The sequence below is a fragment of the Sorangium aterium genome, from assembly GCF_028368935.1.
Lineage (GTDB): Bacteria > Myxococcota_A > Polyangia > Polyangiales > Polyangiaceae > Sorangium > Sorangium atrum.
The window spans coordinates 1155326-1181677 of the sequence record NZ_JAQNDK010000005.1 but is presented as its reverse complement, the minus strand read 5'-3'; the positions used below and the strand labels follow the sequence as shown (position 1 = coordinate 1181677).

General features: G+C 69.7%; 17 protein-coding genes. 6 read left to right on the top strand and 11 right to left on the bottom strand.

The genetic code is table 11. The features are described 5' to 3' along the window. Positions 1-4: 4 nt before the first annotated feature. Entirely contained in the window at positions 5-4063 is a 4059-nt protein-coding gene (locus POL72_RS42735) for a DUF8616 domain-containing protein (protein WP_272102642.1), read from the top strand. Between the two features lie 80 nt (positions 4064-4143). Here the strand turns inward: POL72_RS42735 and POL72_RS42730 are convergent, their stop codons facing one another. The 7 genes from POL72_RS42730 to POL72_RS42700 form a co-directional block, all read right to left on the bottom strand. Continuing rightward, positions 4144-5148, bottom strand: a complete 1005-nt coding sequence (locus POL72_RS42730; RefSeq protein WP_272102641.1) for a hypothetical protein — start codon at positions 5146-5148, stop codon at positions 4144-4146. A 31-nt stretch (positions 5149-5179) separates the two neighbouring features. Next, positions 5180-6448 carry a hypothetical protein gene (locus POL72_RS42725; protein WP_272102640.1) on the bottom strand — a complete coding sequence of 423 codons (1269 nt, stop codon included), beginning with the start codon at positions 6446-6448 and terminating at the stop codon, positions 5180-5182. Beyond that, positions 6441-7430, bottom strand: a complete 990-nt coding sequence (locus POL72_RS42720) for a DUF2169 family type VI secretion system accessory protein (RefSeq protein WP_272102639.1) — start codon at positions 7428-7430, stop codon at positions 6441-6443. Before POL72_RS42720 ends, POL72_RS42725 begins: the two co-directional genes overlap by 8 nt. Before the next feature lie 82 nt (positions 7431-7512). Continuing rightward, the gene (locus POL72_RS42715) at positions 7513-8838 is read right to left on the bottom strand and encodes a monooxygenase (protein WP_272102638.1); all 1326 of its coding nucleotides are present in this window, start codon (positions 8836-8838) and stop codon (positions 7513-7515) included. 17 nt (positions 8839-8855) lie between these two features. Next, positions 8856-9560, bottom strand: a complete 705-nt coding sequence (locus tag POL72_RS42710) for a potassium channel family protein (RefSeq protein ID WP_272102637.1) — start codon at positions 9558-9560, stop codon at positions 8856-8858. A 1-nt stretch (position 9561) separates the two neighbouring features. Further along, the gene (locus POL72_RS42705; RefSeq protein WP_272102636.1) at positions 9562-11112 is read right to left on the bottom strand and encodes a cation:proton antiporter; all 1551 of its coding nucleotides are present in this window, start codon (positions 11110-11112) and stop codon (positions 9562-9564) included. A gap of 323 nt (positions 11113-11435) precedes the next feature. Next, positions 11436-12650, bottom strand: coding sequence for a GAF domain-containing sensor histidine kinase (locus POL72_RS42700; protein WP_272102635.1), 1215 nt, complete (start codon positions 12648-12650; stop codon positions 11436-11438). A 656-nt stretch (positions 12651-13306) separates the two neighbouring features. Between POL72_RS42700 and POL72_RS42695 the strand changes: the two genes are divergently transcribed. Further along, on the top strand, positions 13307-14779 hold the full coding sequence (locus tag POL72_RS42695) for a PAS domain-containing protein (protein ID WP_272102634.1): 1473 nt from the start codon (positions 13307-13309) through the stop codon (positions 14777-14779). Between the two features lie 95 nt (positions 14780-14874). On the opposite strand, the gene POL72_RS42690 is transcribed toward POL72_RS42695, so the two are convergent. The 3 genes from POL72_RS42690 to POL72_RS42680 all read right to left on the bottom strand — a co-directional run bounded on the left by POL72_RS42690 (position 14875) and on the right by POL72_RS42680 (position 22171). Further along, entirely contained in the window at positions 14875-17649 is a 2775-nt protein-coding gene (locus POL72_RS42690) for a hypothetical protein (protein WP_272102633.1), read from the bottom strand. A gap of 265 nt (positions 17650-17914) precedes the next feature. Continuing rightward, the gene (locus POL72_RS42685) at positions 17915-19276 is read right to left on the bottom strand and encodes a hypothetical protein (protein WP_272102632.1); all 1362 of its coding nucleotides are present in this window, start codon (positions 19274-19276) and stop codon (positions 17915-17917) included. A 3-nt stretch (positions 19277-19279) separates the two neighbouring features. Beyond that, complete coding sequence (locus POL72_RS42680; protein ID WP_272102631.1) at positions 19280-22171, bottom strand: trypsin-like serine protease; 2892 nt, start codon at positions 22169-22171, stop codon at positions 19280-19282. A gap of 552 nt (positions 22172-22723) precedes the next feature. Here POL72_RS42680 and POL72_RS42675 point away from each other — a divergent pair. Further along, positions 22724-22996 carry a DUF2277 domain-containing protein gene (locus POL72_RS42675; RefSeq protein WP_272102630.1) on the top strand — a complete coding sequence of 91 codons (273 nt, stop codon included), beginning with the start codon at positions 22724-22726 and terminating at the stop codon, positions 22994-22996. 134 nt (positions 22997-23130) lie between these two features. On the opposite strand, the gene POL72_RS42670 is transcribed toward POL72_RS42675, so the two are convergent. Next, positions 23131-23874: a TetR/AcrR family transcriptional regulator gene (locus POL72_RS42670; protein ID WP_272102629.1), complete on the bottom strand. Its 744-nt coding sequence runs from the start codon at positions 23872-23874 to the stop codon at positions 23131-23133. A gap of 68 nt (positions 23875-23942) precedes the next feature. Here POL72_RS42670 and POL72_RS42665 point away from each other — a divergent pair, with 68 nt between their 5' ends. From POL72_RS42665 to POL72_RS42655, 3 genes are all read left to right on the top strand, one after another. Further along, positions 23943-24653 carry a TVP38/TMEM64 family protein gene (locus tag POL72_RS42665; protein WP_272102627.1) on the top strand — a complete coding sequence of 237 codons (711 nt, stop codon included), beginning with the start codon at positions 23943-23945 and terminating at the stop codon, positions 24651-24653. An 85-nt stretch (positions 24654-24738) separates the two neighbouring features. Then, a complete protein-coding gene (locus POL72_RS42660) occupies positions 24739-25248 on the top strand; it encodes a P-loop nucleotide/nucleoside kinase family protein (RefSeq protein WP_272102626.1) in 510 nt (169 codons plus the stop codon). A 209-nt stretch (positions 25249-25457) separates the two neighbouring features. Continuing rightward, entirely contained in the window at positions 25458-26351 is an 894-nt protein-coding gene (locus POL72_RS42655) for a class I SAM-dependent methyltransferase (RefSeq protein ID WP_272102625.1), read from the top strand. Position 26352: the final 1 nt, after the last annotated feature.

Sequence of the window (26352 nt, the reverse complement as noted above, 5' to 3'; positions counted from 1 at the left end):
CGCCGTGGCGACGATCAATTACAAATATATTGCGACGACGCGGAGCAATCACTTCTGTCCGAGCCCGCTCCCTGCCGTCAGCACGGCGCCGCCGCCGCCTCCGACCGGGCCGGTACCCAGCCCGTTTGCGTACGTCGCACTCTCGTCGAGTGCCACGGATACAGGCGAGCGGATCGAGATTGGCGGTGCGCCAGTGCTCCTGCATGGCAGCACGATGGATGTCGAGAAGCCAGGCAACATGCCTTGCCAGGGGACCGGGGGCGACGTGGTGACGCTCGTCGTGAACAAGGCGTGCAATGTCTCCACCTCGTCAACAACCATCAAGTCCAGCGATCGTGGGATCGCCTGTACCGGCGACCAGGTGAGCCTCAACGCGGCTGGCGTGGCTGCAAACGTCTCCCAGGTCAGCGGTGTGCTCCTGGCGGCGGACATCATCCAAGCCACCACGGCCAACAACACCACCGTCAACATGACTGTCGTTCTCGATCCGATCTCCGTCGCATCTGGCGCTATGATCGACGAGACCACGGACATCTCGATTCCCGGCCTCATCCCGATCGATTGGAAGCGCCTCTACAGCTCTTCTCGCATCCGCGAGCACACCCCGCTCGGGCGCGGGGGTTGGACGCACACGTACCACCAGTGGATCGAGCTCGACGGCGACACGCTGCGCCTCCGTGATGCAGACGGCGCGACGATCACCGTGTCCGATACGAAGCCACGGAAGCCAGCGTTCCACCGCGGCAGGCGCCTCGTCATCACCCGCGACCTTCGTGGCGGTGCCACCGTTTTCTCACTCGATACGCGCCTCACACGGACCTTTCGCCCGAGCGGCGGTCGTGCGCTCCTCCACGAAATCGCCAATGAGTCAGGGCAGAAGGTCGTTCTCGAATACGACGCGGAGCGGCTAGCGCGCATCATCGACGCCGCGCGCCGGACGATCGTCATTACCCACGACGGTGACGGCCATATCGTGCGCCTCGATGTTTTTCCCCCTGGCGGCGAGCAGCGCGCTCCGGTCCACTCGATCTTGTTCGCGTACAGCGACGACGGCGAACTCGTGCGCGTCATCGATCCGCTCGGTCACGCGGAAACGTACGGCTACGACGACCAGCGTCGCCTCAATCGCAAGACGCTGCCGACCGGCCTATCGTTCCACTACCTTTACGATCCCGAGTCCGGCCGCTGCATCCGCTCCTGGGGAGACGGCGATCTCCACGCCGGCGATCTCACCTATGATCTCCAACAGGGGATCACTCACCTCACCGGTAACCCGGAGCCCCGCGTCTTCACGTGGCGGCCCAAGGATGGCTCGGTGATACGCGAGGCCACGACCGACGGCCTCGCTGTACGCGATCTCGAGTTCGACGCCGACGGCCTGCTCCTCAAGACAAAGAACGCTGCGGGCGACCCCCTGACATTCACCCGCGACGGGCGGGGGAACATCACCCGCATCACTGATCCTCTCGGCCGCACGATCGAACTCGAGTACTCGGAGGATCTCCTGGTACGACGCCGCGCTGACGGCCTGACCACCGAGTATGGCTACGACTCTCGGAACCAGCTCACCTCGGTGAAATATGCGTCCGGCGCATTCCTCAAGCTGACGTACGACGAGCAAGGACGCCTCGCCGCGGTGCACGGACCGGACGGGCTTCGCGGGGCGTTCATCTACGACGAGCAGCACAACGCAATCGAGGAGCACACGCCCCGTGGAGCGGTCCGCCGGTGGCGCCACGACGCGCTCGGAAGGCCAGTCGTCTATACCGATCCTCTTGGCAGGGTGACGCGCCGCGACCTCGACGCGCTCGGCCGGCCGGTCGCGCTTCACATGCCCGATGGAACCTCGGTGCGCTTCGAGCACGATGCGCTCGGCCGCCTCACTCGCCGCATGGACGCTCTCGGGCGCGTCGAGACGTTTCGCTACGCCGGCCTGAAATCCCCGATCGAGGTGACTCAACCCGACGGGGCGATCTGGTCCTTGTCGTTCGATCTCAACGAGCGCCTGCAGCAGGTGAAGAACCCGAAGGGGGAGACCTTCGATCTCCGGTACGACCGCGCAGGCAACCTCCGCGAGTACCGGTCGTATGACGGCCGCGTCTGTCGCGCGCGCCACGGCAAGAACGGCGGCCTGGCACGTGTGGAAAACCCCGACGGCACCTTCCGCGCACTCCGCCACGACGGGGCGGGGGCGATCGTTGCCGAGGAGACGCCGCACGGAGCCGTGAGGATCGAGACGCCCGAGGAGCTCGTTGTCGAGCACACCGTCGAGGATCCAGCCGGGGAGGTGCGCGTGCGGGTCGAGCGCGATCCGCTCGGCCGTGTGGTGGCCGAGACACAAAACGGACGGACCATCCGCTACGCGTACGATGCCCAGAATCGTTGCATTGCACGCCACCTCCCGACCGGGCACGTGACCCGTTATGCCTACGACGAAGAGGGCAACGTCTCCTCTCTCGATCACGACGGCTACCGCGTGGAGATTCACCGCAATCTCGCTGGCTCGATGATCCGCAAGGTCTTCTCGAGCGCAGGCGTGGAGGCGCGACGCGAGGTCGACCCGATGGCGCGCCCGACGCGCGACTGGGTCGGTGCCGCCGGACGCACGCTCGTGGATCGTCTCTACACCCACGATGCCTCCGGCGCGCTCGTCGAGCGCAACGACCTGCGCTGGGGCGTCACCCACTACCACTACGACAGACTCGGGATGTTGCTCGAGGCGAGCAGCTCGAAAGGGCACGAGTCCTTTGCCTACGACGCGGGGGGATCGTTGAAGCCCGCGGGCTCGTCTTGGAAGACGGCGCCGGGCGGCCTTTTGCTCCGCACCGAGGAGGCCTCGTATACCTACGATAACGCGAACCGACGCACGCGCGAGACACGGTCCGACGGGGAGACCGAGTACCTCTGGGACTGTCGCGGCCAGCTCCGCGAGGTCCGTCGCCCCGACGGCACGCGCGTCCTCTTCGCCTACGATGCCTTCAGCCGACGGATCAGGAAAGAGATCGTCCCGCCCTCCGCCCCGAACGCGCTCGAGTCGGTAGAGGCGCCGATGCCCCGCGTGGTCGAGTACCTGTGGGACGGCCTGTGCCTAGCCGCCGAGCTCGACTCGGAGCGCGGTGTGCGCATCTTCGTACACGAGCCAGGGACGATGAGCCCGCTCCTCCAGCAGGACGGCACGAAGATCTATGCGGTGATCACCGACCACCTTGGCACCCCGACCGAGCTCATTGGCCCGCAGGGTGAGGTTGCGTGGTCAGCACGTCACTCGGCCTTCGGCCGCACCGTCGAGACCGTACGTCCTGCGGGAGGCCCGCCCGTGGCGTCCCCCTTCCGGCTGCTCGGACAGTATCACGACGAGGAAACGGAGCTCTGCTACGTCCGCTACCGCTACTTCGATCCGAAGACGGCGCGCTTCTTGAGCCCGGATCCGCTGGAATTGTTCGGTGGCCGCAACCTGTTCGCCTTTGACGGCAGCCCCACCACTCACGCGGACCCGTTAGGCCTTTCCTGTCTCGTTATCGGCAACCCGCTGCACGACAGTGCCGTCCGTTATGCCATAGGACGCATCGCGCCAAATCCTGCGAATTATCGCATCGTGATCCATGGGGAACCCCACCATGTCGCGTCGTCAGACGTGAACGGGATGAGCACGACACATACACCAGACCAGCTCATTCAGATGATTCAAGCTGCCGGAAACTACAACGGAGCGCTGCTCATCACCCTGAATTCATGCAACACGGGCCGCATGCCGAACGGCGTAGCCCAGCAGGTCTCCGGCGCCTTCCCCAACCGCAACGTCTGCGGCCCGAACGATCTCGTCTGGGGGATCGGCCAACACATTGCACCTCCCATCGGCATTGGGAACAGCGTGACCTGGGCACCTACGCCCCAAGAGTTGGCCGATGCCAAGCCCGATCCGACGCGCCCCGGTCAGTGGAACTGGTTCAGGAATGGCAACCCGCACCAGGAGAGCCACAATGTCTATGACCAGCACACGGCGCTGACCAAGACGCAGCCTCTCAACGTGTCTCCGCCGAAAGATCCGCTGCCCTTCCGGTGAACCCGTGGAGCAGCACCGACGCTCCACCGAGTCTCACGCACCGACCTCGCGATCGGCATCCAGTCAGCGGCATGCGTTACTCAGCCGCGCGCATGATAGAGAACGACATCATTCTGCTTCAGATCTCCGAAGTCAATAGCGAGCCACAGATCGCCCTCCTCGTCGATGCGGAGCTGATAGTCAGATGGAAAGCACCGGTTCGGATAGAAGAAAATCGGAATGGGCTCCCAGACCTGCCCTCCCACCAGCCGACAAATAGACAATGAGCCGAAGCGCTCGAACGAAACCATATAAAATCCGCCCAGGGGCGAGACCACCAGCTCGCGCTGGACCCATTTGCTACTCAATGGCATTTGCGGAAGCATGTGCCATCTTCCATCAAGGTGGTAAGCACCAAAGGGCTCCTCGGACGCCAATCTCCCTTGGGCGATCCAATCATAGGGAGAAGGACCGAAGTTCACAAAGATGCTCGACCCGGCCAACTCGGGGAGCGACTGGAAGTCGAGCCTCTCCCCTTCGCTTCCCCCTCGCGGGAACAACCACCATCCAGGCGCAAAGTGTGGGGACCGCTGGATCTCGAAGAGAATGTCGCCGTCCTTCGTTACCTTATAGGACGACAAACTCAAGAAATCCGGAACGGGGCGCTCGACGAACAGAAGTGGGATGGGTCTGTCCGAGCCATCTACCCATCTGAGCTTGCCGTCGACGGCCACGGCAAGCACCCCGTCCGCCCAACCACGGGCCCACGCGATGCCCGGCTGCTCGACCCATTGCCCACGCCCCTCGTCCCAGCGGAGCATCCCTTCCCTCGGATAAGGCGTTCTGCCCGAGAACGCCCACCCCACTTGAGCCGAGATCCAGGCGCAGTCTGGCCACCGTCCGTCGATGGTACGAATATCTTTCAGGTCGAGAGGGGGCGAGAACACCCCCTGATCATCCGGTGCGGCCACAGCCTCCGTCTTCCGCTGCTCGAGGAGCTGCCCGCCCTGGGCCTTCGCGATGTAGGGGCCCGTGGACGCGATGATCGTTCCCTGGAGCTGGTGCAGCCGGATGGGCTGCCGGGATGATGCGATGGCCGTAAACATGCCTGCCTCACTCCTTCCCCTTCGCGCTCCCTCACCGCTTCGCGCGAACCCGCTCTCCCGCCGCGACCAGCTCCCGCATCCACTTCATCCGCAGCCCCGGCTCCGCCGCGAACCTCGCCTGCCACGCCGCGTCCTCGGCGCCCTTCGCCTCGCGGGTGAGCCCGTAGCGCGCGATAGCCTCCGTCGCCGTCGCGGGGCTCGCCGCGATCTCCGCGAGCATCGCAGCGTAGTCTTCCAGCGAGAGCCGGGGACCATCGGCCGCCGGCGAGCGCGCGCTGCCGCCCGACGACGGCGCGGCGCCCGACGACGGCGCCCCGGGCGACGGGGCGAACGGGAGCGCCGGCTTCGCGGCCTCGAACATCACAGGCGCCGTCCCGACGCCGGGCGTCCCGGCAATCGACTCCTCCAACGCCCCTTCACGCAACGGTGGCAGCCCCGTAGCCGGCAACCCGGAGCGCGGCGCGTCCCGCTCGCCCACGCGCGACCCAAACGGCAGCGCCGGCCGGCTCGGCGCCGGGAACACCGGCGCCGTCTCGGCGATCTCCTTCGGCGCGAGCACCGGCTTCGGGAGCTCCGGCGCGGCCAGCGACGGCAAAAGCGCGGGCCTCGCCGCCGGTGCCGGCGCAGGCGGCTCCACCCTCTCCGCGCCCCCCGGCTGCTTCACGAACGGCAAGATCAGCTTCGATAAATCCCGCGGCAAATCCGCCGTCTCGCCCCGCACCGCCACCACGGCCCGCGCCTTCTTCACGGCCGCCGCCGCGCCGCCACGCGGCCTCCGCGTCGCCGCCCTCAGCGCCGGCGCCTCAGGCCGCACCTCCGGCGCCGGCCCGGGCGCTGCGGCGAGGATCGCCGTCGCCTCGGCGCGCACGCCCCCCTCCGCCACGATCCGCTCCTGCCAGGCGCCCAGCAGCCGGAACACGTCGCCCTCGCCCAGCCCGCGCGCATCGAGGAAACCGAGCGGGTCCTCCGACGCCGTGAACGCGCGGAAGAAATCGAGCCAGGCGCGCAGGTCCGTGTCGAGCGGAGGCACCTTGCGCTCCACGTGCGCCTGCGCCGCGAGGCGGTGCTCGTCGCACGCCGCGATCAGCGCCCCGTCCCCCATCGCGCTCTCGGCGAGGCGCGCGGACCAGGCCTCCTCCGCCGACGGCCAGGCTCCGGCGGCGATCGCGGCGTGCTCCAGGCTCGCCTCGAGCGAGACGCCCTCGGCCGTGTACGCCAGCACCGCCGCATAGGCAGAGAGCGGCACGCCCGCGATCTCGGGGTCCACAGGCCCTCCGGAGCCGCCCGCCGCGTCACCCATCGCCGCGCACCACGACCTCGCGCAGCACCCGCCGGCCGCGGCCTATCGGGAAGACGGCGCGCGCCACGAGCTCCACCCGCCGCGCCTCGGGCAGGATCAGCACAGTGTCGATCGGCGGCCGCACGACCACGCGCTCGCCCGTGTCGTAACGCGCGCTCGCCACCACCGGAAACCCCGGCAGCGCGAAGACGACCGGCTCGAGCGACATGCCGGCGATGCCCACCGGATCCCCGGGCACGAGGTGCTCCTCGAACTGGAGCGAAGGGTGGGCGACGTTGCCGAAGCGGATGTCCTGATCTTCAGGAGGGAGCGGCATCCGCGTCGCCTTCCACCGCTCGTCGAACGTGCCAGCGTGCTCGAGGCGCGGCGACCAGTGCATCATGATCGCGCCGAAGCCCACCGGCGCATGGCGATCCGACGCGGACGCGTGGGGCCGCTCCGGGTGCTCGATCTGCGGAGCCCTCGTGTCCACGAGGTCCGCCGCGCTCCTCGCCGCGCCGACGCCGGCCGGGTTCCGGAGATCGACCACCGAGAGATCCTCCGACATGCCGCCATACGCCCGCTCGTAGACGATCGGCACGCGCTCGAACGGCGCAGCAGGCCCGATCCCGACGCCGAGGACGCCCTTGAAGAAGAAGCGCTGCCCGTGGACGCGCAGGGGCGTCAGCCGCTGCCTGACCCGCACCGCGACGTCGAGCACCCTCACCTTCTCGGGGGCGACCGCGTCGCCGGTCACCACCACGTCCGTGCCCAGCTTGGCGACGCCGAGATCCGACGGGAAGCGGAGGCTGCTCCGCGGACTCTCGGGCTCCCAGGGCTCGTCGGCGACACGGACCGGCGCGGGATCGTCGGCGAGCCTCGAGCCCCCGCTCCGATCGAGGACGAACGTGCCCTTGACGATGGCGACCAGGACATCGTTGCCCTCGCGATCGAGGAGCGGCACGGGCTGGACGGCGAAGGGGGTCTGGTTCGCGATGCTCACGGACGAGGATCCGACGGTGGGTCTTGCATCCTATACGCAGGCACGCCGCAGACACCGAAGATCGCTTCAGAGAAGCCGGCGCTCAGCGCCCGGTCATGTAGAACGTGCCGAGGCACATCTCGTCGGTCGTGCCCTCTCCCCAGACGACATCCCTGGGGACCCGCGGCTGTCCGTCGATGATCGGCTGCTTCTCGGGCGTGTTGTCCCAGTGGCACTCGATCGACAGCTTGTCGCCCGGCTCGAGCACCTTGGGCTCGGCGAGCTTGTAGTTTCCCTGCCAGTGGAAGTCCCAGCGCGGGATGTCGAGCACACACTCCGAGCCGCCGCCGGCGCGCTCGATCTCGAGGCGCGCGCGCGTGCCGAGCGTATGCATGTGGAGGCCCACCCAGTGGATCTCGATCGGCGCGTTGTCCGCGAGCGCCCGGGAGGGATCGGCCCCCCAGCGATGGACGACGTCGCTCTCCAGGGCAGGGATCATCATGGAGTCGCCGCTGAGCCAGGCCGGGTTCGCCCACGGCTGCATCGTGCCCTCCCGCTCGACGGAGCTCTCCAGCGTCACGTCGATCGCGGTGCGATCCGGCAGCTTGCCCGCCGTCAGCGTGTTGTAGTGAACCTGCAGGATCAGCCTGGAGCCAGGCTCGATCCGAGTGCCCGCCCCCGGCGGGAAGATCATGCTCCCGCCGCCGGGCACCCAGCCGCCGAGCCAGCGCGGCTTGAGCCCAGGGCCGCCGTAGCAGGGATATCCCGGGCCCGGGTCGGACGCGTCGAGGGCGTCGAGCTCGGCGAGCTGGTCCGGCGCCGCGATGAAGGCGATCACGTGGTGGACGACGCGCTGCTCGCCGGGCCTGATCCCGAAGCCGGTGACGTAACGCGTGGCCTCCTCCGGCCAGTCGATCACGAAGCAGCGGTACTCGTCGGGCCCCGTCTGCGGGGTGTACTCGACCGGCATCTCGAGCGTCCGGTCCACCCGCGCGAGCGCGCCGCTCGCCGGCGGCTCGATCGGCGGGCCCTCGTCCGCCGGGTCGCCCAGGGCCGCGCCGCCGTCGACCCACGCCGCGATGGTCTGGATCTGCTGCTCGGACAGGGAGCGGTCGCCCACGTACTCGGCGCAGGCGTTGTCGGCCGGCCAGGGGGGCATCGTGCGCTCGACGACGGCCCGCTTGATCGACGCGGCCCAGGACGCCGCGGTCTCGTGGCGCTCGAGCGAGAACGGCGCGACGCCGCCGTCGCTGTGGCACCCCGCGCACCGCGCGTCGAAGATGGGTTTGACGTCCCGGTAGTACGAGACGGCGGCCTGGACGCCGCCTCCTGCAGCGGCCCCGGCGTCATCGCCGCCGCAGGCGGAGAGGGCGGCCAGCGCCGCCGCAAGCCGTGCCCATGAGCCCGTGGTCCCCGCGCACCTCGTCATAGAACACCTGCCCCGCGTCAGCGGCGCTCCTGGACCCCGCCGCCCGCGGGCTCGCGCTGGAGGAAGAACGCGATGACCTCGGCGAGCTCGTCGCGCGCGGCCACGAGGAGCACCGTGGCGCCCCCCGCGACGACGGAGGAGCCGCGCGGCGCCTCGACGCGGCCATCCGGGCGGTAGACGCCGGCGAAGACGCACGACGAAGGGAAGCTCGCGCTGCCCGCGATGGTGCTCACCGTGCGGCCCGCGACCACCGAGTCGACCGGGATGTCGAGCTCGAACGCGACCGACTCGCCGGTGCCGAGCACCATCGCGTGGCGGACGCCAGAGTGCTCGATCGCGGTGGCCATCGCGCCGATGAAGACGTCGATCTCGGAGAGGATCCGGTCGACGCCCGCGCGGACGTACACGCTCCGGTAGGCGGGGTCTCGCATGCGCACCATCACGCGCTTGGCCCCCGCGGCCTGCGCGAGGAGCGCCACGGCGAGGTTGTCGGCGTCGCGGCGAAGCATCGCCACCACCACGTCGGCGCGCGCCACCTCGGCCTCCTGGAGGAGCCCGGCGTCGGTCGCGTCGCCCACGAGCGAGACGAGGCCGTGCCGCTCGAAGGCGCTGTTCGCGATCGACTCGTCGCGATCGACGATCGTCACGTCGTGGCCCATCTTCGCGAGGTGGACCGCGACGCTGAGCCCTGCGCGCCCGGCGCCCGCGATGAGAACGCGCATGTCAGCTCTCTCCTTCGTGCTCGTGAGGGTGCGCGGCGTGTCCGCCGGGGAGCTCCACCATGGCCCTGTCGATCCGGTTCACGTGGGCGTGCGCGGTGTCGGCGGCGATGAGGCCGCGCCTCGCCGCGTCGAGCACCGCCGCCTTCTGCGCCGAGAGGAGGGCGAGATCGGTGAGGTGGTCGCGGACCACCTCGCCCTGCGGCGTCTGGAGCGCCACCTCCGCCTGGATGACCTGCCGCTGGAACGAGGCGCGGCGCTCGGCGTGCTCCTTGCGGGACACGAGGCCCGCCGCGAGCAGATCGTCGAGCTCGGACTGGCCGCGCCGCGCCGCGATGAGCGTAGCCTTCGCGGCGTCGAGCACGCTGTCCGCCGTCGGGATCGCGACCCCCAGGACCTTGAGCAGCCGCGCGAACGGCAGCGCCTGCGCGACCAGCGTGACGAAGGTCACGCCGAAGACGATCGTGATCAGGCGGTCGCGGTAGGGCAGGCTGCTCGGGAGGCTGAGGACCGCCGCCATCGACAGCGCGCCCTTGATGTTGCCGACCAGCATCACGTGCTGCCAGCGGAAGGGCACGACCTCGCCCGTGAGCGCCCGGAGCACGCCGAAGCAGCCGTAGACGGCCACCGCCCTGCCCCCATGCAGGGCGATCAGCGCGAGGCCGATGGACGCCGCCTCGCGCACGAGCATATCCGCCTGGATCTGCATGCCGACGAGCTCGAAGAGCACCACGTTGAGGCAGAAGCCGCTCGTCTCCCAGAAGCCCTGGAGCGCGAGCACGCGCGAGGGCTCGAGGATGCGGCGCGCGGCCTTGCCGACGATCACCCCGAGGACCACGACGGCGATGACCGGCGAGGCGTGGAGCCGCTCGGCGAGCAGGGCCGTGGCGAAGACGAGCACGATGGAGGCGAGGATCGCGGTCAGGTGATCCGGCGTGCGGCGGAGGAGGGACGCGCCGACGGCGCCGAGCGCGCCCCCGACGGCCGCGCCGCCGGCCATGGCCAGGGCGAGGGCGCGGAAGGACTCGGCGCCGTCGAAGGTGCCGCTCACGAGGACCTGCGACGCGAGCACCACGAGCACGAGCGCGGTGCCGTCGTTGAAGAGGCTCTCGCCTTCCATGATGGCCGCCAGCCGGTGCGGCACGCGGACGCTGCGGAAGGCGAGCAGCACGCTCACGGTGTCGGTGATCGAGAGCAGCGCGCCGAGGAGGAGCGCCGCGGCGAACGGGAGCGCGAGCAGCTGCGTCGCCACCGCGGCGGTGCCGAGCAGCGAGATGAGCACGCCCGGCACGGCGAGCGCGAGGATCGGCCGGCTCGCGCCCCTCAGGCTGTCCGCGTCGGCGAACAGGGCGCCCTCGAACACGAGCACCGGGAGGAACGCGATGAGGATGACCTCCGGGTCCATCGGCGCCTTCGGGAGCACGTCGACGACGACGAGCAGCAGCCCCACGAGCACGAGCGCGACGTTGTAGGGAATCGCGACGCGCTTCGCGCCGATCGCGACGCCCGAGCCGACGGCCAGGACGAGGAGCAGGCTCTCGAGCCGCTCCCTCACGGGGCACCTCGCGGCGGCGGCGCGAGCACGAGGGAGAGCGCCCGCGGCGGGCGCGTCGCGATGTGCACGGAGTCCGCGTGAGAGCTCACCGTGGATCCTGCGCTACCTGATCGCCTCCGGAATCGCAAGACGCGAGAGCGCATCGTCGGGCGGCCGAGCGAGAGGCGCGCGCACTCAACGCCGCGCGCGTGCGCCTCTCGCTCGGCCGCCCGGGAAGAGGTGCGATATCGATAGATCACACGACGCGACATCGGGGACATCATCGCTTCCTCGTCGTGGAGCGATCCCCGACACCGGCTCTCAGCGCCCTCGATGCTCTTCTGTCAGCCTGCCGGCAGCTGAACGCAGAACCGGCTCCCCCGCCCCCCGTTGTCCGTCACGTCGATCCTGCCGCCGTGCGCCTCGACGACCAGCCGGCAGAACGTCAGCCCGAGGCCGCGGCCGGCCGAAGTGATCGCGCCCCCGTCGGCGAGCCGCGCGTACTTGTCGAAGATGCGGTCGCGCAGGTGGGCCGGGATCCCCAGGCCCTCGTCGCACACGTTGAGCTCGACCCAGCCCGGGCCGAGCCACCGCGCCTCGAGGCGCACCGCGCCGTGCGGCGGGCTGTGGCGAAGCGCGTTGTCGACGAGGTTCAGCAGAACGCGCCGCACGAGCTCCTCATCGGCGCGGAGAAGGCACCTCGGCATGGCGGGGCAAAGCTCGATGCGCTGCCCGCGCGACGCCGCGAGCGGCTCCAGGATCTCGGCCACACCTTCGAACAGCGACGCAGGGTCGAGCTCGGTGAGCCGCAGGACGAACATCCCGTGCTGGCGGCTCGCCACGTCGAGCAGGTTCAGCGCGGTGCGCTGGATGACCTCGGCCGAGGTGAGGACGGCATTCCATCGGCGCCGCTCCGGCTCCGGAAGATCCTGCTTCTTCAGGCGTGCCTGCGCGGCGAGGATGATACCGGCGGCGGGACTCCTGAGATCGTGCGCGAGGAACTCGCTCAGCGCCTCGCTCTGCCGCTGGAGCTCCTCCAGGGCCTGTTGCCTCTCCGCGAGATCGCGGTTCGCCGCCTCGACCTCGCGCGCCCGCGCCTTGCCCTTCTCCAGGCCGTCGTGGAGCGCGACGTTCTCCAGGGCCACGGCGGCGCTGCCGGCGAGCGCCTGGAGCAGCGTCACCTCGCTCTGCGCGATCTCTCGTATGGAGCTCCAGTAGACCCCGAGCGCCCCGAGAGGAGCGCGCGCGCGGATCGGCACCATCGCCATGCTCCGCACGTAGGTCGGCCGATAGGCGTCGATCGGGACGCGAGGATCGCGCGTGATGTCGCCGATGACCGCCGGCCTCCGATTCAGCATCACCCAGCCGCTGACGCACGCCGACATCGGAAACCGTCTCCCCTGCCAGAGGGGGGCGATCGAGTCCTCCTGCGCATAGTAACAGAGGTCACCGTCGCGGAGCACGAAGGACGCGCCGTCGGCGCCCGTGAGGTCGCGGGCGGCCCGATCGACAATCTGCATGATCGTCTGGAGGTCGCGGGCCAGCGAGAGGTCTTGCACGGCGCTGATGAGGCGCCCGCAAGGATGGAGTTGTCGGAAACTCGGGTCCGAGTCAGCGAAACTCTCGTGGCCCTCGGGTTCCATTCCGTACGATGTCTAACGCGCGCTGGCGCGCACGACAAGGCGAGCGCGACGCGTCAAACGACGTTCCCCGGCGCGGGTCGCCGCCAGCGCCCGCGCGCCCGCCTCGCGCTCGGCGGCCGTGCAGCGGCGGCCGCTCTCCAGGCGGCGAGCCCGAGGCCGACCTCTCGATGGATCACGCGCGTCTCCGAGCGCCGCGCCCGCTCGCGTCCTCGTACAAACAGCAGAACCCACCTTCCGCCACAACCGGTGTCGGCCATCGCTTCATGCCGAGCGCCGAGGGGCGATGTGGTGGGGCAGCGGGCCCTCGCCGTCGGGCCGGGTCGCGCGCGCCTCGATCCGCCGCGGCGCGGCTAGCGATGAGGCTGGCGCCTCGACGCCCCCAGATGATATCACCAGGTTACGGTTCGCCATGGTGCCAGGCTCGATGACCCCAGCGCCGAGGATCAGAGCAGCATCCCACCTCTTCGCACCCGGTGCCCTGACGGCGCTCACAGCGCGTTTGTTCACCTACCGTGAGAGGCGTGAGGCTGGCGCGCCGAGGTTCGTCGCTTCTGGCCTCTTGCAAGGACTCAATGGACGACAGGCTCGCTTCGCTCTCATGTAAGACACTGCTTGACGGCACACCCACACCGCTGGCGTTGCTCTCCAGCGCCGGCGAGGTGGTCGCCTGCAACGCGGCCTGGGAGAGCTGCGTTGGCCCGTCCGGGCGGCTCCTCGAGCGCGTCCACGAGGACGATCGGGGAGAGCTGTCCGCCCGGATCACGGGCGCGCGCGCCGCCGCGGGCAGCGTCTCCGCCGCGGCGCGCGTCGTGGGCGCCCGCGGGGAGATCGTCCAGCTGCACTGGACGCTGTGGCGCGCCGACGACACGGCGCTCTGGGCTGCCGTGAAGCCCGATCGCGGGGCGTGGGAGGCTCAGGCGCGCATCCTCGTCGACGTGTTCCAGACGATGGATGCGATCGTCTGGTGGTGCGATCGGGCGGGCACGCTCCACGTCTCCGACGGCAACGGGCTCGAGAGCATGGGGCTCAAACGAGGTCAGCTCGTCGGAATGAACATGTTTGATCTCTACGGCGCGGACGCGGATATCATGGGCCTGTGCAAGCGCGTCCTCGAGGGGGAGCCGGTCCGCACGGACACCGTGGCCGGGGGCGTGCACTGGATCGTGCACTACGCGCCCCGCCGGAACGATGACGGCGAGATCGTGGGCGTCCAGACGTTCGGCATCAACCTGGCCGACGATGTCAGGCTCGCGGTGAAGGGGGAGCTGCTCCGCGCTTGCATCGACAGCATGCCCATCGCCATCCTGGCGTTCGACAGGACCGGCAGCTGCGTGATCGCGCAGGGCGGAGCGCTCGCGCAGATCGGTTGTACGGAGCGAGGCGAGCTGGGCAAGCACATGCGCGAGCTGTGCGGCGACACCGAGGATGTTCGCGCGGCCTTCGAGCAGGCCCTCTCCGGGGAGATCGCGCAGGTCGAGCAGGTCCGGCGAGACAGGATCTGGCGGACCAGGTTCGTTCCCCAGAAAGACGTCCTCGGGGAGACCACCGGCGTCGGCGCCATCTGCGAGGACATCACGCAGCAGCTCCGCGTCGAGCAGCAGCTCCGGGAGCAGCTGCGGTTGACGCAGGATCAGCAGGAGTCGATCGCGCGGCTGTCGAGCCCCATCATCGAGGTCTGGCAGGACGTGCTCATCGTCCCCTTGATCGGCTCTGTCGACGCGGATCGCGCGGCGATGGTGATGGAGTCGCTGCTCGCGAGCGTGGTGGAGAAACAATCCGCCTTCGCGATCCTCGACCTCACCGGGCTCGATTCGGTCGACACGACGACGGCGCAGCACCTCATCAAGATCATCAATGGGTTGACGCTGCTCGGCTGCAAGGGCGTGGTCACCGGCATCCGCCCGCCGGTCGCGCAGACGATGGTCGGCCTCGGCTTCGATCTCTCGCAGGTCAAGACGCTGCGCAGCCTGAAGGAGGCGCTGCGCTGGTGCATGGGCGCCCGGCGCGGCGGAGGCGCCGCGCCGCACCGCCTGGAGCGCCGCTGAAGCGCCGCGCCGCACCGCCTGGAGCGGGCTGAGGCGCCGCGCCGGCCGCACCGCGCTCCACGCGGTGCGGCCGTCGCTGGCTCGACGCAGCCGACTCAGTGGCTCGTCGGATCCGCGGGATCCGTGCCCGCGTCGCACTCATCGCCGTCGAGGAACCCGTCGCCGTCGCGGTCGATGCCGACGCGCGTGCCCGAGCCCGGCGGCACGCAGGTGTACGTCACCGGGTGCCCGGTGAGCGCGGCGAGCGAGCGCAGGACGAGATCGCTCAAGGGCGGGGCCGCGGCGCGCGCCGTGGTGAACTGGCCACCTCCGATATAGAGCAGGCCTGTCTCCTCGAGGAGGAACGGGAGCTTCGCCACGAGGTCGCACTCTCCGGCCTCGGCGCGCTGGCGCAGCAGGTCGATGCGCGGCCAGGCCGCCGTGGCGTTGTGCGAGCCGAGCGTGACCTGCTGCCCGACGATGGGGGCGAGGTTCGTGTCGAACGCCAGCATGAACTCCACGGCCTGCTCGCGGAGGAGCTCCCCGGGCGCGCCGGGCGGGAAGCCGTTCGGCGAGAACTCGCTCTGCTCGAAGCCGATCGCCTGGTGGAAGCGGAACAGCGTGTCCATCACGCCGTCGTGCATGAACCCGAAGCCGCGGATCTGGTCACCCTTGAAGTCGTTGTCTCCCGGGTGGAAGAGGCTCAGGACCGGGGCCATGCCGAACATGCCGATCTTCTGGTACATGTTCCGCAGGTGCGGGATCTTGAAGCTCTGGCCGTTCTCCTGGCCGATGCTCGCGCCGTCCGTCCCGAAGAAGCCAGGGAAATCGCTGGTGCCGGCGTTCCCGTCCGGGTCCAGGGTATGGCAGGAATTGCACGAGAAGGTCCCTGCGCCGCCTTCGCGGAAGAAGTGATCGCGCCCGGCCTGTTGATCGGCGTTCAGCGAGTTGTCGAGGTTCCGGATCGGGTTCGGCGGATACGAGAGCTGGAGGATGAAGTCCGTGAACGCCTCCATGTCCTCGTCGGGGATCGGCGCGTGCCGGCCGAGCAGGTTGGTGAAGCCGCCCTGGAATTTCTTGAACCCCGCGCGCTCGTCGAAGGCCCCGCTGTCCGGCTGCGCGGTGGACGCGTCGTTGCCGCCCGTGCGGTCGCCGCGCCAGTGCATCGGCCCGTGGTTGGCCATGCCGCGCAGGCTCTGGGTCGTCATGGGCCCTTTCATGGGCTTCAGCGAGGTATCGGCGGGGAACGGCGGGTTGATGTTCGTGAACGGCCCAGGGTTCGTCACGGTCTCCCCGTCGGGGTTGCCGAGGTCCCATGCCAGGCTATCGAGGTCGCCGAAGACGTGGCAGCTCGCGCACGACGAGTCGCCGTGGGCCGACGAGAAGCTCGCGTCATGGAGGAACCTGCGCCCGCGGACCACGCTCTCCGGCTCGGGGTTGTGGAGGGCGATGTGGGCCGTCTCGGCGTGCGTGGCCGTGTTGACGATCGAGATGGAGTTGTCGAAGCGCGTGAGCACGTACAGCCGGCCGCGCGGCTGATCGAGCGCGAGCCCGCTCGGCCCGCCGCCGGTGACCTGGATCTGGCTCGCGAGGCTCGGCGTGAAGGTGTCATTCTCGATCTGGGCCGTCTGGAAGACCCCGACCTTGCTCGACCCGAACGCGGCGACGTAGAGCTTCGATCCGTCGCTCGTCACCGCCATGTCGACCGGCGTGGCCAGGCTCTTCGCGTTCTCGGCGTTGGGCACCGGAGCGCAGCACGTCGAGTAATCGATGTGCTTGTTCAGGTGCCGCGGCAGGACCGAGCCGCCGCTGCCGAGCACGGAGATCCGGCTCTCGTGCAGGTGTCCCCGGACGCTCGTGCCCGCGAAGGTGCCCGGGCCCTCGAAGCGATCGAGGTTGAACGCCTCGGTGTTGGAGACGTAGACCTTCCCGTTCGCCGGGTTGACGACCATGTTGTAGAGGACGGTCCCGACGCCGGTGAAGAAGCCGGCGCTGCCGGGCCGCTGGACAGGGGGATTGGCCGTGGCGTCGATGACGAAGACGTCCTTGTCCGGCAGCGAGAACATGACCGAGTCGTCCCAGGGGTTGCCCCCGGCGTCGACCCAGTGGGCGCCGTTGTGCTGGACGATGAGCGACGTCGTCAGCTGCGGCTCCCCGAGGTGGTTGGTGAACGGCGGCAGCATGCCGCCTTCGTCCTCCACGATCGCGCGGTGCACGGCGGTCGTGCGGTTGCCGGTGTGGAAGCCGGCGGCGTACACCGAGGCCCCGTCCGGGCTGACCGCGAGCGCCCGCGGCGTGTCGGTGAAGAAGGAGAGGATCGTGAGGGGCGTGCCCCCGAGCGACGGTTGGGTCGCGACGGCGTTCGCGTTGAACACCCAGACGTCGGCGCGGCCGACCCCGGGCGTCGTCAGCTGCGGATCGAACGGCGCGTTCTGGCCCCGGTGGGCGGCGGTGATGAACGCGCGCGAACGCCCGGGACCACCGAAGACGATGTCCCGCGGCTCGTCCCCGACGAGGAGCGTGCGCACGACCCGCGGCCGCAAGGGGAACGAGACGTCGACGACGCTGACGCTATCGGAGAGGTGATTGACGACCCACACCTCGCCGTCGTTGCGCGCCGCGACGGCGACGGGCTCGAGGCCCACGCTCACGGAAGAGATGTGCGTCAGACCACCCGACGAGACGTAGAAGATCTCCAGGCGGCCGTCGGGTGTATTGGCCGCGAAGAGCAGGTTACGACTTGGTGAGAGCGCGAGCGGTCGGACCTGACCGCTCTCGAAGAGGGTGTACGACGGAGCCGCCTCCGCGGGGGGTCCGACAGCGAGGCAAACGAGCGTGGCGGCGGTGAAGAGCAGGCGATTCTGGGAGCGCAGTGCACGATGTGGGCGCATACCGACCTCCTTGCCAGGGGGCTTTGGCAAAAGGACTCCTCAGTGTAGGAGTGCACGGTTATCCTTGAGGAATCAAGAACTTCCTAATGCCGTTGGTGTGCTCCCTGTTGTGCAGCCAACAAGGGTGACGTCGTGATGCGGCCGTGTCGCATTCGTCGAGTGTCCAGCCGCATGTCGCGTCGTGTGTTTCATCGTGTGTATGGGCGAATTGCCTACACAGTGGCCGCGTCGACGACTGCGGTGTGCACCAGCGGAGGCGCTGGACTCAGGGGGCGGGATCGCCCGGGCCGAGCTCCGAGATCGCCTGGCGCACGACCCCGCCCCGGACCCAGACCCAGACCTCGCGGGCGTCCACGTAAGCGATGTCCAGGATGGTGGAGAGCTCGGGTGGCGTCGTGAACGACCAGTGAAGGGCGTCGGACAGGCGATAGACATGGATCAAGTTTTCGCCGATCGCATAGACCGCGTAGAAGCCTTCCCCGGCGGCCGAGATCCGGTGTCCGATGCGGGGACCTGGCCGGCGGCTCTTCGGGACGAGGGCCTCGCTCGCCGCCGCGAAAGGGCTGGTCCAGAGGGTGGACGGCCCGTAGAGCTCGCCGTCCGAAGCCGGCCCCGCTTCCAGCCACACGAGCGTCTGCCCGTCGCTCTTGATGTCGGCGATGACCCGGGAAGAGGGCGCCCGGAGCAGCGGCTCGGCGGCACGGGTCTGTCGGTTCCAGATCCACGCCTCCGGGGTGTTGACCTCGAAGAACGCCACGCCGACCGCGCTATCGCCGACCGGAAACATCTGACCGAGCGACGGCGCATCGCCGCCTTTTGTCAGGCCGAACACCCCGGCCTGATTGCTGTTCCTGTCGTAGATGGTGATCGTGCCGCCATCGAGACCCGATAGGACGAGGGTGTCGTCGCTCGCCTCGAGACCATGGCTCGGCATATCGACCGGGATGGGTTGGCTCACGGTGGCGAGGTCGCCGTAGGCGGAGACGAGGTAGGCCGAGGCGGGCGCCTCGACGCTCACCCTCTGCGCGCCGAGCCATACCCGTTCATGGCCCACCGCGGGCACTGTCGGAATGCAGGTCTTGTGCCGCCAGGCGGCGAGCGGTCTCCCGTCGGTCTCGTAAACGCCCGTTCGTCGCTCCCCCAGGCGCCTGATGTACAACCCGACGCGGTAGCCGTCGTTCCAGCGCACCACGCTCGGCGACGCGGTTCGCGGATAGTCGTCGTGATCCCAGTCGATGGCGAGGGACGTGCACCCCGGAGCGCCCCCCGAGCACGGCTCCCAGCGCAACGGGGGCAGCGCCTTCTCCGGCTCGTCGGCGACGTCGATCTGGCACCCATCGAGCCAGCTCACCGCTTTCCAGGCGCTGTCGGCTGGATGCTCGGGCGCGTCGGACGTGGCGTCCGGGCCGGCGTCTCCCGGAACGCCAGCGCCGGTCGCCGCCTCGCTTGCCGTCCCCGACCCGCGCGTGCCGCCCTGAGCCGCGCCATCGGTCGTCGGGTGCCCGCCGGCGCCGTCGGCGAACGGAGGCTCTGGCGGGCCGGGAGAGCAGCTCGCCGCCAGGGCCGACAGGGAGAAGAAGAGCGGCGCCGCGTGCGCCGCGAGACTGGCAAGGAGGTTGTGTCGCATGGCTCAGAAGATCGTGGGAATCTTGTTGCTGGCGGGCGTCGCGAAGCTGCCGAGCGACACCTGGGCCGTCGAAGCGACGTCGACCGAGGCCGCGCGGGTCAGGGCGATGGTGTGTTCCCCCACCATCGGAGCGCCGATGAGGTGGTGCGCCGCCTCCTTGTGCCCAGCGAACGAGAGGGCCCCCGTCGCGCTGATGGTGAACCTGGCGAACGCCGCTTCCGGGTCCGTGCTCGTCGAGCTCGCGGGCGCGGTCGCGGCGAGGACCAGGTCGCCGGCCTCGCCCGGGACCAGCCAGTATCGCTCGAAATGGTTCCACCAGACGGGGAGCTCCGCCAGCGTCTCGACCTCGTGGTTCGGTTTCCACCGCCGCAGCGTGATGAAGTTGCCGCCGTTGTCGATCAGGTAAACGAAGCGGTCTTCCAGGCGAAAGGTCGCGCCGAGCACGGCGCCTGGCCGGGCGTTCCCTGGAATCTCGATCTCCGACCAGAGCGCCGAGTCCACGTCGAGCATCCAGGCCGAAGGGTTGGGCTGCGACCCTGCCTGACCATCTGTGGTCCCGCCGATCACGAAGAGCCGGCGATTGGTCGCCGAGAGCACGAGCCCCTCATTCCCCTGCAGCTCAGGTCCGTTCAACGGCCACGTGCTGCCCTGAACGCCGGCGAAAGGAACGACGAACGGCGCCCCGTCGTGCCCGGCGCTGAACACATGCGCTGCGAGCTGGCTGTCCCCCGCGGCGTCGAGTGCGACGCCTCTCAGGATCGTCTCGCCAGGAAGGCGGTCCCGAATCAACCGCCGGAGCGGCTCGGCGGCGGCGATGTATTTGAAGGTCCCGTTGGCGACATTGCGGTAGAATTTCTCGGTGTCGGTGGTGATCCCGGGCACGAGCTTCAAGCCATTCGGCGTGGCCTGGTAGACCCGGCGCGTAGGATCATGCGGATCATTGATGTGGAATGTGTCGGCGAAGCTCAGCGGACACTCGGGGCAGAACCTCTTCGTATCCAGGGTGATGGCACCTGGCTGGACCGGCGGCCTGTCCCCCGCGTCGATGGACGCGTCGCCCGACAGGTAATAGTTGCCGTACTCGATGGCCTGGGCCGTGTCGTATCCGGCCACCTGCGGGAGGTAGCCGGTCGCGTGAACGAACAGTACCCCCTGGACCCAGCGGCTCGTCGGGCTCGTGTGCACGAAGCTGGTGCCGAGATCGAGGAAGTCCCAGTAGACAGTCCTGTACAAGATATCCGGCGCCCCGGTGAACTGCACGGAGTGCAGCTTGTCGAGCGTCTTGCCGTTCGCCCACCCGCCGTCGGCGGAGCTCGGCCCGTCCGCGCGGGTAGAGAGCGGGTGCCAGTTGGGCAGCGAGGTGAAGTCCTTCGACAGTCGGCCGCAGCCGGTCGTCGCGTCCGTGTCGCACTCGAGCCGCCCCTCCAGGGTGCTCGTGTCGTAGAACGGGCACTCGCACCACCTCGCCCTGAGCGCTCCGGGCGTCCCCAGGACGTCGCCGCCGATTCCTATCGTCGGCTTCAGGGTAATCCGGTTGCGCATCTCCCAGCGGCAGCCCCCCACGGCGGTGCACGTGGGCGAGGTGAGCGGCAAGGGGGGGATCTCGGCCGCGGGCAGCGAGCCGCCGTCGGTCAGGGTCGCCCTTGGGCAAGGCACCGGGTCGCACGCGTTGGGGCGGAACGTGTCCTTGTAGAGCTGCAGATCGGCGGCGAGGGTCGGCGAGTCCGCGCGAATGATCGGCGGCTCGGACTCGGTCCGATAACCGACGGCCATCTCCGCCTCGAAATTGCAGTTGGAGAGCGGCCCTGGCCCCTCGACGGACACGGTGCCTGGGCACAGGTCGCACGCGGCGCCGAGGCCGTCGCCATCAGGGTCGTCGCCGGCGCCGATGGCCTGCTCCGGGTTGGCGATCGTCGGGCAGTTGTCGCACACGTCGATGATCCCGTCGACGTCCGTGTCCGTCTCGTCGCACTGGCCGAAGTTGTCGCACTGGTCGACGAACCTCGGGCACTCGCCGTCGAAGTTGCCCTTCGCGTCGATGATCCGGTTGCCGGCAGGGGTCGTGGCGCCGAGCATGAAGCCCCGCGCCTCACCGCTGTCGAGCGCAGCGAAGACGTTCTCCATGATGTACGTGCCCGGCAACACCGAGGCCGTCGTCTTGCCGCTGACCGCGCCGCACAGCCTACCTTCCTCGTCGAGGAGAGCTCCGCCGGAGTCTCCGTCGTAGCTCCCGTCGTACTCGTCGCAGATGAACGGCCAGTTGATCAGCGTCCAGATCGTTTCGTCATAGAAGATGTCGCCGTAGTCCTCGTGCGAGCGGTCGTACTCCAGCGGACTATGGCTGTACCTGCGCAAGGGAGGGACATCGGAGCAGACGACCAGATCGTCCGCCCCGCTCCCGAACCCCACGATGGTACCGTCGAAGCTCGAGCCGCACGCATCCTCATCCGGGAGGTGGAGAGGCCTGGCCAGCGTGCGCGGGACGCGCGTGTCCAGGCGAAAGACGGCGATGTCACGAGACCGCAGGTCGTCGTCGATCCAGTCGATCGGCACGGTAGACGGGACGAAGACCGGGCCCGACACCGCCGTGGTGTGCGCGAAGCTGAGCTGCGCGCTCTGGGGGTCCGCGGCCAATTCGACGATGAAGTTCCGGTTGATGGGGTTCCCGTTCCCGTCGATGAAGCAGTGCTGCGCTGACACCACCCACTGCGGCGTGATCAGCGTCCCGCTGCAGAAGGGGCGTGGCGCCCCCATGTTGGTCAGACTCACGACGTAAGGATACTGGTTGCCGGTGTCCACGATGCCGTTTCCTACGGCGTACGCTGGACCGCTGAAGCACACGCCGAGCGCCGCGAGCGCGCCGGCGACCGACATCCTTTTCAAGCTCGTTCTCATGGACTGCGCTGTTTCCTTCCCGGCAGCCGGGCGCTCGGGCGCCGTACCCTGGAGAGATCGCGGCTTCGCCGGTAGATCCCCTCGAAAGCGGTCTGGCTGCCATGGTGGGCTCAGGCGGCACCTCGCCGAGCGTGGCCTCCACGACACCGGCCAGCGTCCGTCTGAGCTCCCGCTGTGAGCACCGGTAAATCCGCTGCCTGAACCGGACTCCGCAATGACCGTGCCGGCCGGTGCGCTCCGGGTCTCCGCGCGGCCCACGGCGTCGCGCACCGCGGAAACGAGGAATATCGGCCGATGCGGCGCGTTCCACGCCACACGCCCGGCCGGGGCCCCGGCGGCGCCTCGTGGGTGGGAGCGGCGCTTGTCACGCTCTGGCCGTGACATGTCACGGCGGATGTCACGCTCTGGCCGTGACATGTCACGATCGAGCTCCCGAGAAGCAGGCGGCGCCGCCGGCCGCGACGTGGACACCGCCGCGCAGAGCGCCTGGACCGACGGCGCGGCTCGAGACTAGGATGGTCCCCCGTACACATCGAGCCTCGGGAGATCGCCATGTGCCGGAACATCAGGACGCTGTTCAACTTCGAGCCGCCGGCGACGGAGGAGGAGATCCGGGCGGCGTCGCTGCAGTTCGTGCGGAAGCTGAGCGGCTTCAACCGGCCGTCGCAGGCCAACGAAGCGGCCTTCGCGCAAGCCGTGGACGACGTCGCGGCCGCCGCGCGCGTGCTGATGGCGTCGCTGTCCACGACCGCCGCGCCGCGGGACCGCGAGGTCGAGGCGGTCAAGGCGCGCGAGCGCTCGCGGCTGCGCTTCAGCCGGGGCTGAGGCGCGGGGCCGCCGCGCCGTGCTGAGGCGCGGGGCTGCCGCGCCGTCCGGGCGCGCGCACGCCCGGGAGAGCGCGCCGAGCGAAGCGTTCCCCGGCGCGCGCTCGCCCGCGCCGCGCTCGGCCGGCCCTCCGGCTATCGTGTCGTGCCGCGCGCCTTACGCGCCATTGCGCGCTCCTTGCCCTCGCGGCGAGGGCTCGGCGCGGAGGGCTCTCCTTGCCGTGATTGCGCCGCCTGCAGTGATTGCCCTACCCGCGCTTCCCGGGCTCGCCGCTCTGGCAAGCACACGACGCGCGCGGCGATGGTCATGCCCTCGAGGAAGGCCTCGCGCGTCGCGGCGCCGTACTTCAGGCCGCGCGCCGAGGAAACCAGGGTGTCCGCCAGCTGGCGCCCGGTGACCCCCGCGGGCTCGTAGGCGGCCGCGAGCCCGGAGGCGCGCAATGCCTCGGCCACGGCCTCGACGAACCGCCCCTCGTGCTCGGCGACGAGGGGGCCGACGAGCTCGTTCGCGGCGGTCGAGAGATCCGCCGCGTCGGCCCCGAGCGCGCCAACGAACCGGCCGATCCATGCGTCGAACGCGGCCACGAGCCGGTCCTCCAGGGGGCGCTCCGCGTCGGCGAGCGCGGCGGCGGCGGCGGCGAGCGCGGTGTCGAGGAAGTACCCCACGGACGCGCGGAAGAGCTCCTCCTTCGTGGCGAAGTGGAGGTAGAGGCCCTGCCGCGAGACGCCCGCCGCGCGCGCGACCTCGTCCATCGACGTCTTCCGGAAGCCGAAGCGCAGGAACACCGTGAACGCCGCGTCCATCAGCCTGCGGCGGCGCAGATCCTCGGCGGGTCTGTCGGTGGAGCGCGGCTCGCCCTCGTTCACGATGGTCAGCATTGACAATTGAAGACCAGATTGTCAACAGGAACCTTGACGGTGCGCAGGTGGACTGCCAATAACGTCGGGTGCGCCAGCCCGCCTCCCCGGCCGATCCTCCCGCGCTCTCCCCCTCCCGCGCCGGCCGGGGGGTGAAGATCGGCGTGGTCGCCGCGGCCGCCACGCTCCTCGTCGTCGCCCAGCGCATGGGGCTGTTCGAGCTCTTCGGAGAGCCCGCGCGCATCAAGCAGGCGCTGCTCTCGCTCGGGCCGTGGGGGTATGTCGCGTTCGTCCTGGCGTACGCCGCGCTCCAGCCGTTCGGCGTGCCGGGCACGGTGTTCATCCTGGCGGCGCCGCTCATCTGGCCGTGGCCGGTGGCGTTCGCGCTCTCGATGGCGGGCACCATGGCGGCGAGCGTCGTGGGCTTCTCGTTCGCGCGCTTCGTCGCCCGCGACTGGGTCTCTGCGCGGGTGCCGGCGCGCTTCCGCGCCTACGACGAGGCCCTGAAGCGGCGGGCGTTCCTGACGGTGTTCTTGCTCCGCCTTCTCCTCTGGATGCCGCCCATGCTCCACGTCTTCTTCGGCCTCTCCGGGGTGCGCTTCTGGACGCATTTCTGGGGCTCGCTGGCCGGGTACACCCTGCCGCTCCTGGCGACTGCCTATTTCGGTCAACGGGTCTTCGACGCCCTGCGCGACGCGCCCCCGTCGGCGTGGGCCGGAATGGGCGCCGCCGCGGTGGCCGTCATGGTCCTCCTGTGGCTCGCCAGGCGCTGCTCCAGGCGGGACGTCGTCCCCTCATGAGGATCTTGGCATCGCGACAGGCGCTGTCTCGCGCAAACATGCGCGCCGCTTGCTCACCGATGGCACCGCAGGATAGCGTCCGCCAATGGCGCGAATCCACCTGATCATCGGCCCCGTGGGCGCAGGGAAATCGACGTTCGCACAGCGGCTCTACCGCGACCACGCCGCCCTCCGGTTGAACCTGGATGAATGGATGGCGCGGCTGTTCCGCCCCGACCGGCCCGACACGGGGATCATCGAATGGTATCACGAGCGCACCGCGCGCTGCATCGAGCAGATCTGGAGCCTGACGAGGAGCTCGATCGACGTGGGCACGAACGTCGTGCTGGAGATCGGCCTGATCCGCCGGCGCGACCGCGAGCGGCTGTACAAGCGGGTGGACGCTGCGGGGTACGAGCTCACCGTCTATGTGCTCGACGCCCCCCGGGAGCTGCGTCGCGAGCGGGTCGAGCAGCGCAACCACGAGAAGGGCGAGACGTTCTCCATGGTGGTTCCACCGGACATGTTCGAGCTGGCGAGCGACATGTGGGAGCCGCCCGAGGAGCCCGAGCGCAGCGGGCGCGACATGCGGTTCATCGACACCACGGGCGGCTGATCCGAGCACGGGAGTCCCGGCGGCCGCCGAGCCGTTCCACCCCGTGTCCGGCCTGGACGGCGACGGCGCTGCTCGAAGCTGCCGAGTCGGGGTCGATGAACCGGAATCGACGAAATTTCCTCGCGTCATCGCGCGTCACTGCGCGTCGCCGGGCCGCTGTCCAGGCCCTCTCGCGTTGAAAGCCCGCCGTCGGAGGCTATGCACCAGGCATGCGTGAGCGTCGCCCCAGCCAGACGGCATCCACCGTCGCCCTCCTCCGGGCGCTCGCAGACCAGGGCCTGACCGATGTCCCGGGCTTCGAGGATCCGGTCGCCCACCGGCTGCTGTCGCGCGGGTGGAGCGCCGCGCTGGCGCTGCTCGCGCGCCGGCTCCGGAGCCTGGACCCCGCGAAGCGCGCGCGCGCCCTCGCCCGGCTCTCCGCGGTCCCGCTGCGCGTGATGGCCATCGACATCGAGCTCGAGCGCGCGGTGGAGCTCGGGTGCCGCCAGGTCGCGTGCCTGGGGGCGGGGCTCGACACGCGCGCCTTCCGGATGAAGGCGCTCTCGGCGACCCGCTTCTTCGAGATCGATCACCCGGCGACGCAGGCCTTCAAGCGGCGCAAGGCGGCGGGGCTGTCGCCGCTCGTGGAGCAGCTGACCTACGTGCCCGTCAACTTCGAGCGCGACGCGCTCGCCGCGTGCCTCTCGGCGGCCGGCCATCGACCCGACGAGCCCACCGCGTGGATCTGGGAAGGGGTCGTGATGTACCTGTCGGACGACGCGCTCCGGTCGACGCTGCGGGCGCTCGCCGACGCCTCGGCGCCGGGCAGCGTCCTCCTCGTGAACTACATGGAACCCCCCGCGTCGCGCCGCGGGCAGCGCGTCTTCCACCTGCTCACGTGGCTCTGGAGCGAGCCGCTCATCGGCCTGCGCCGGCGCGAGGTGATGCTCGCGGAGGTCGAGCGGGCCGGGTTCCGCGTGGTGCGCGACACGGGCGCGGCGGACTGGGCCCGGCAGCTCGGCGTCCCGTTCGCGCCGTCCAACCCGGCCGCGAACACACGGCTCCTCGTCGCCGAGCGGCCCGGCCCGGGCGCTGCCCCGCCGCCCGTTCGCCCGCCGACCTGAC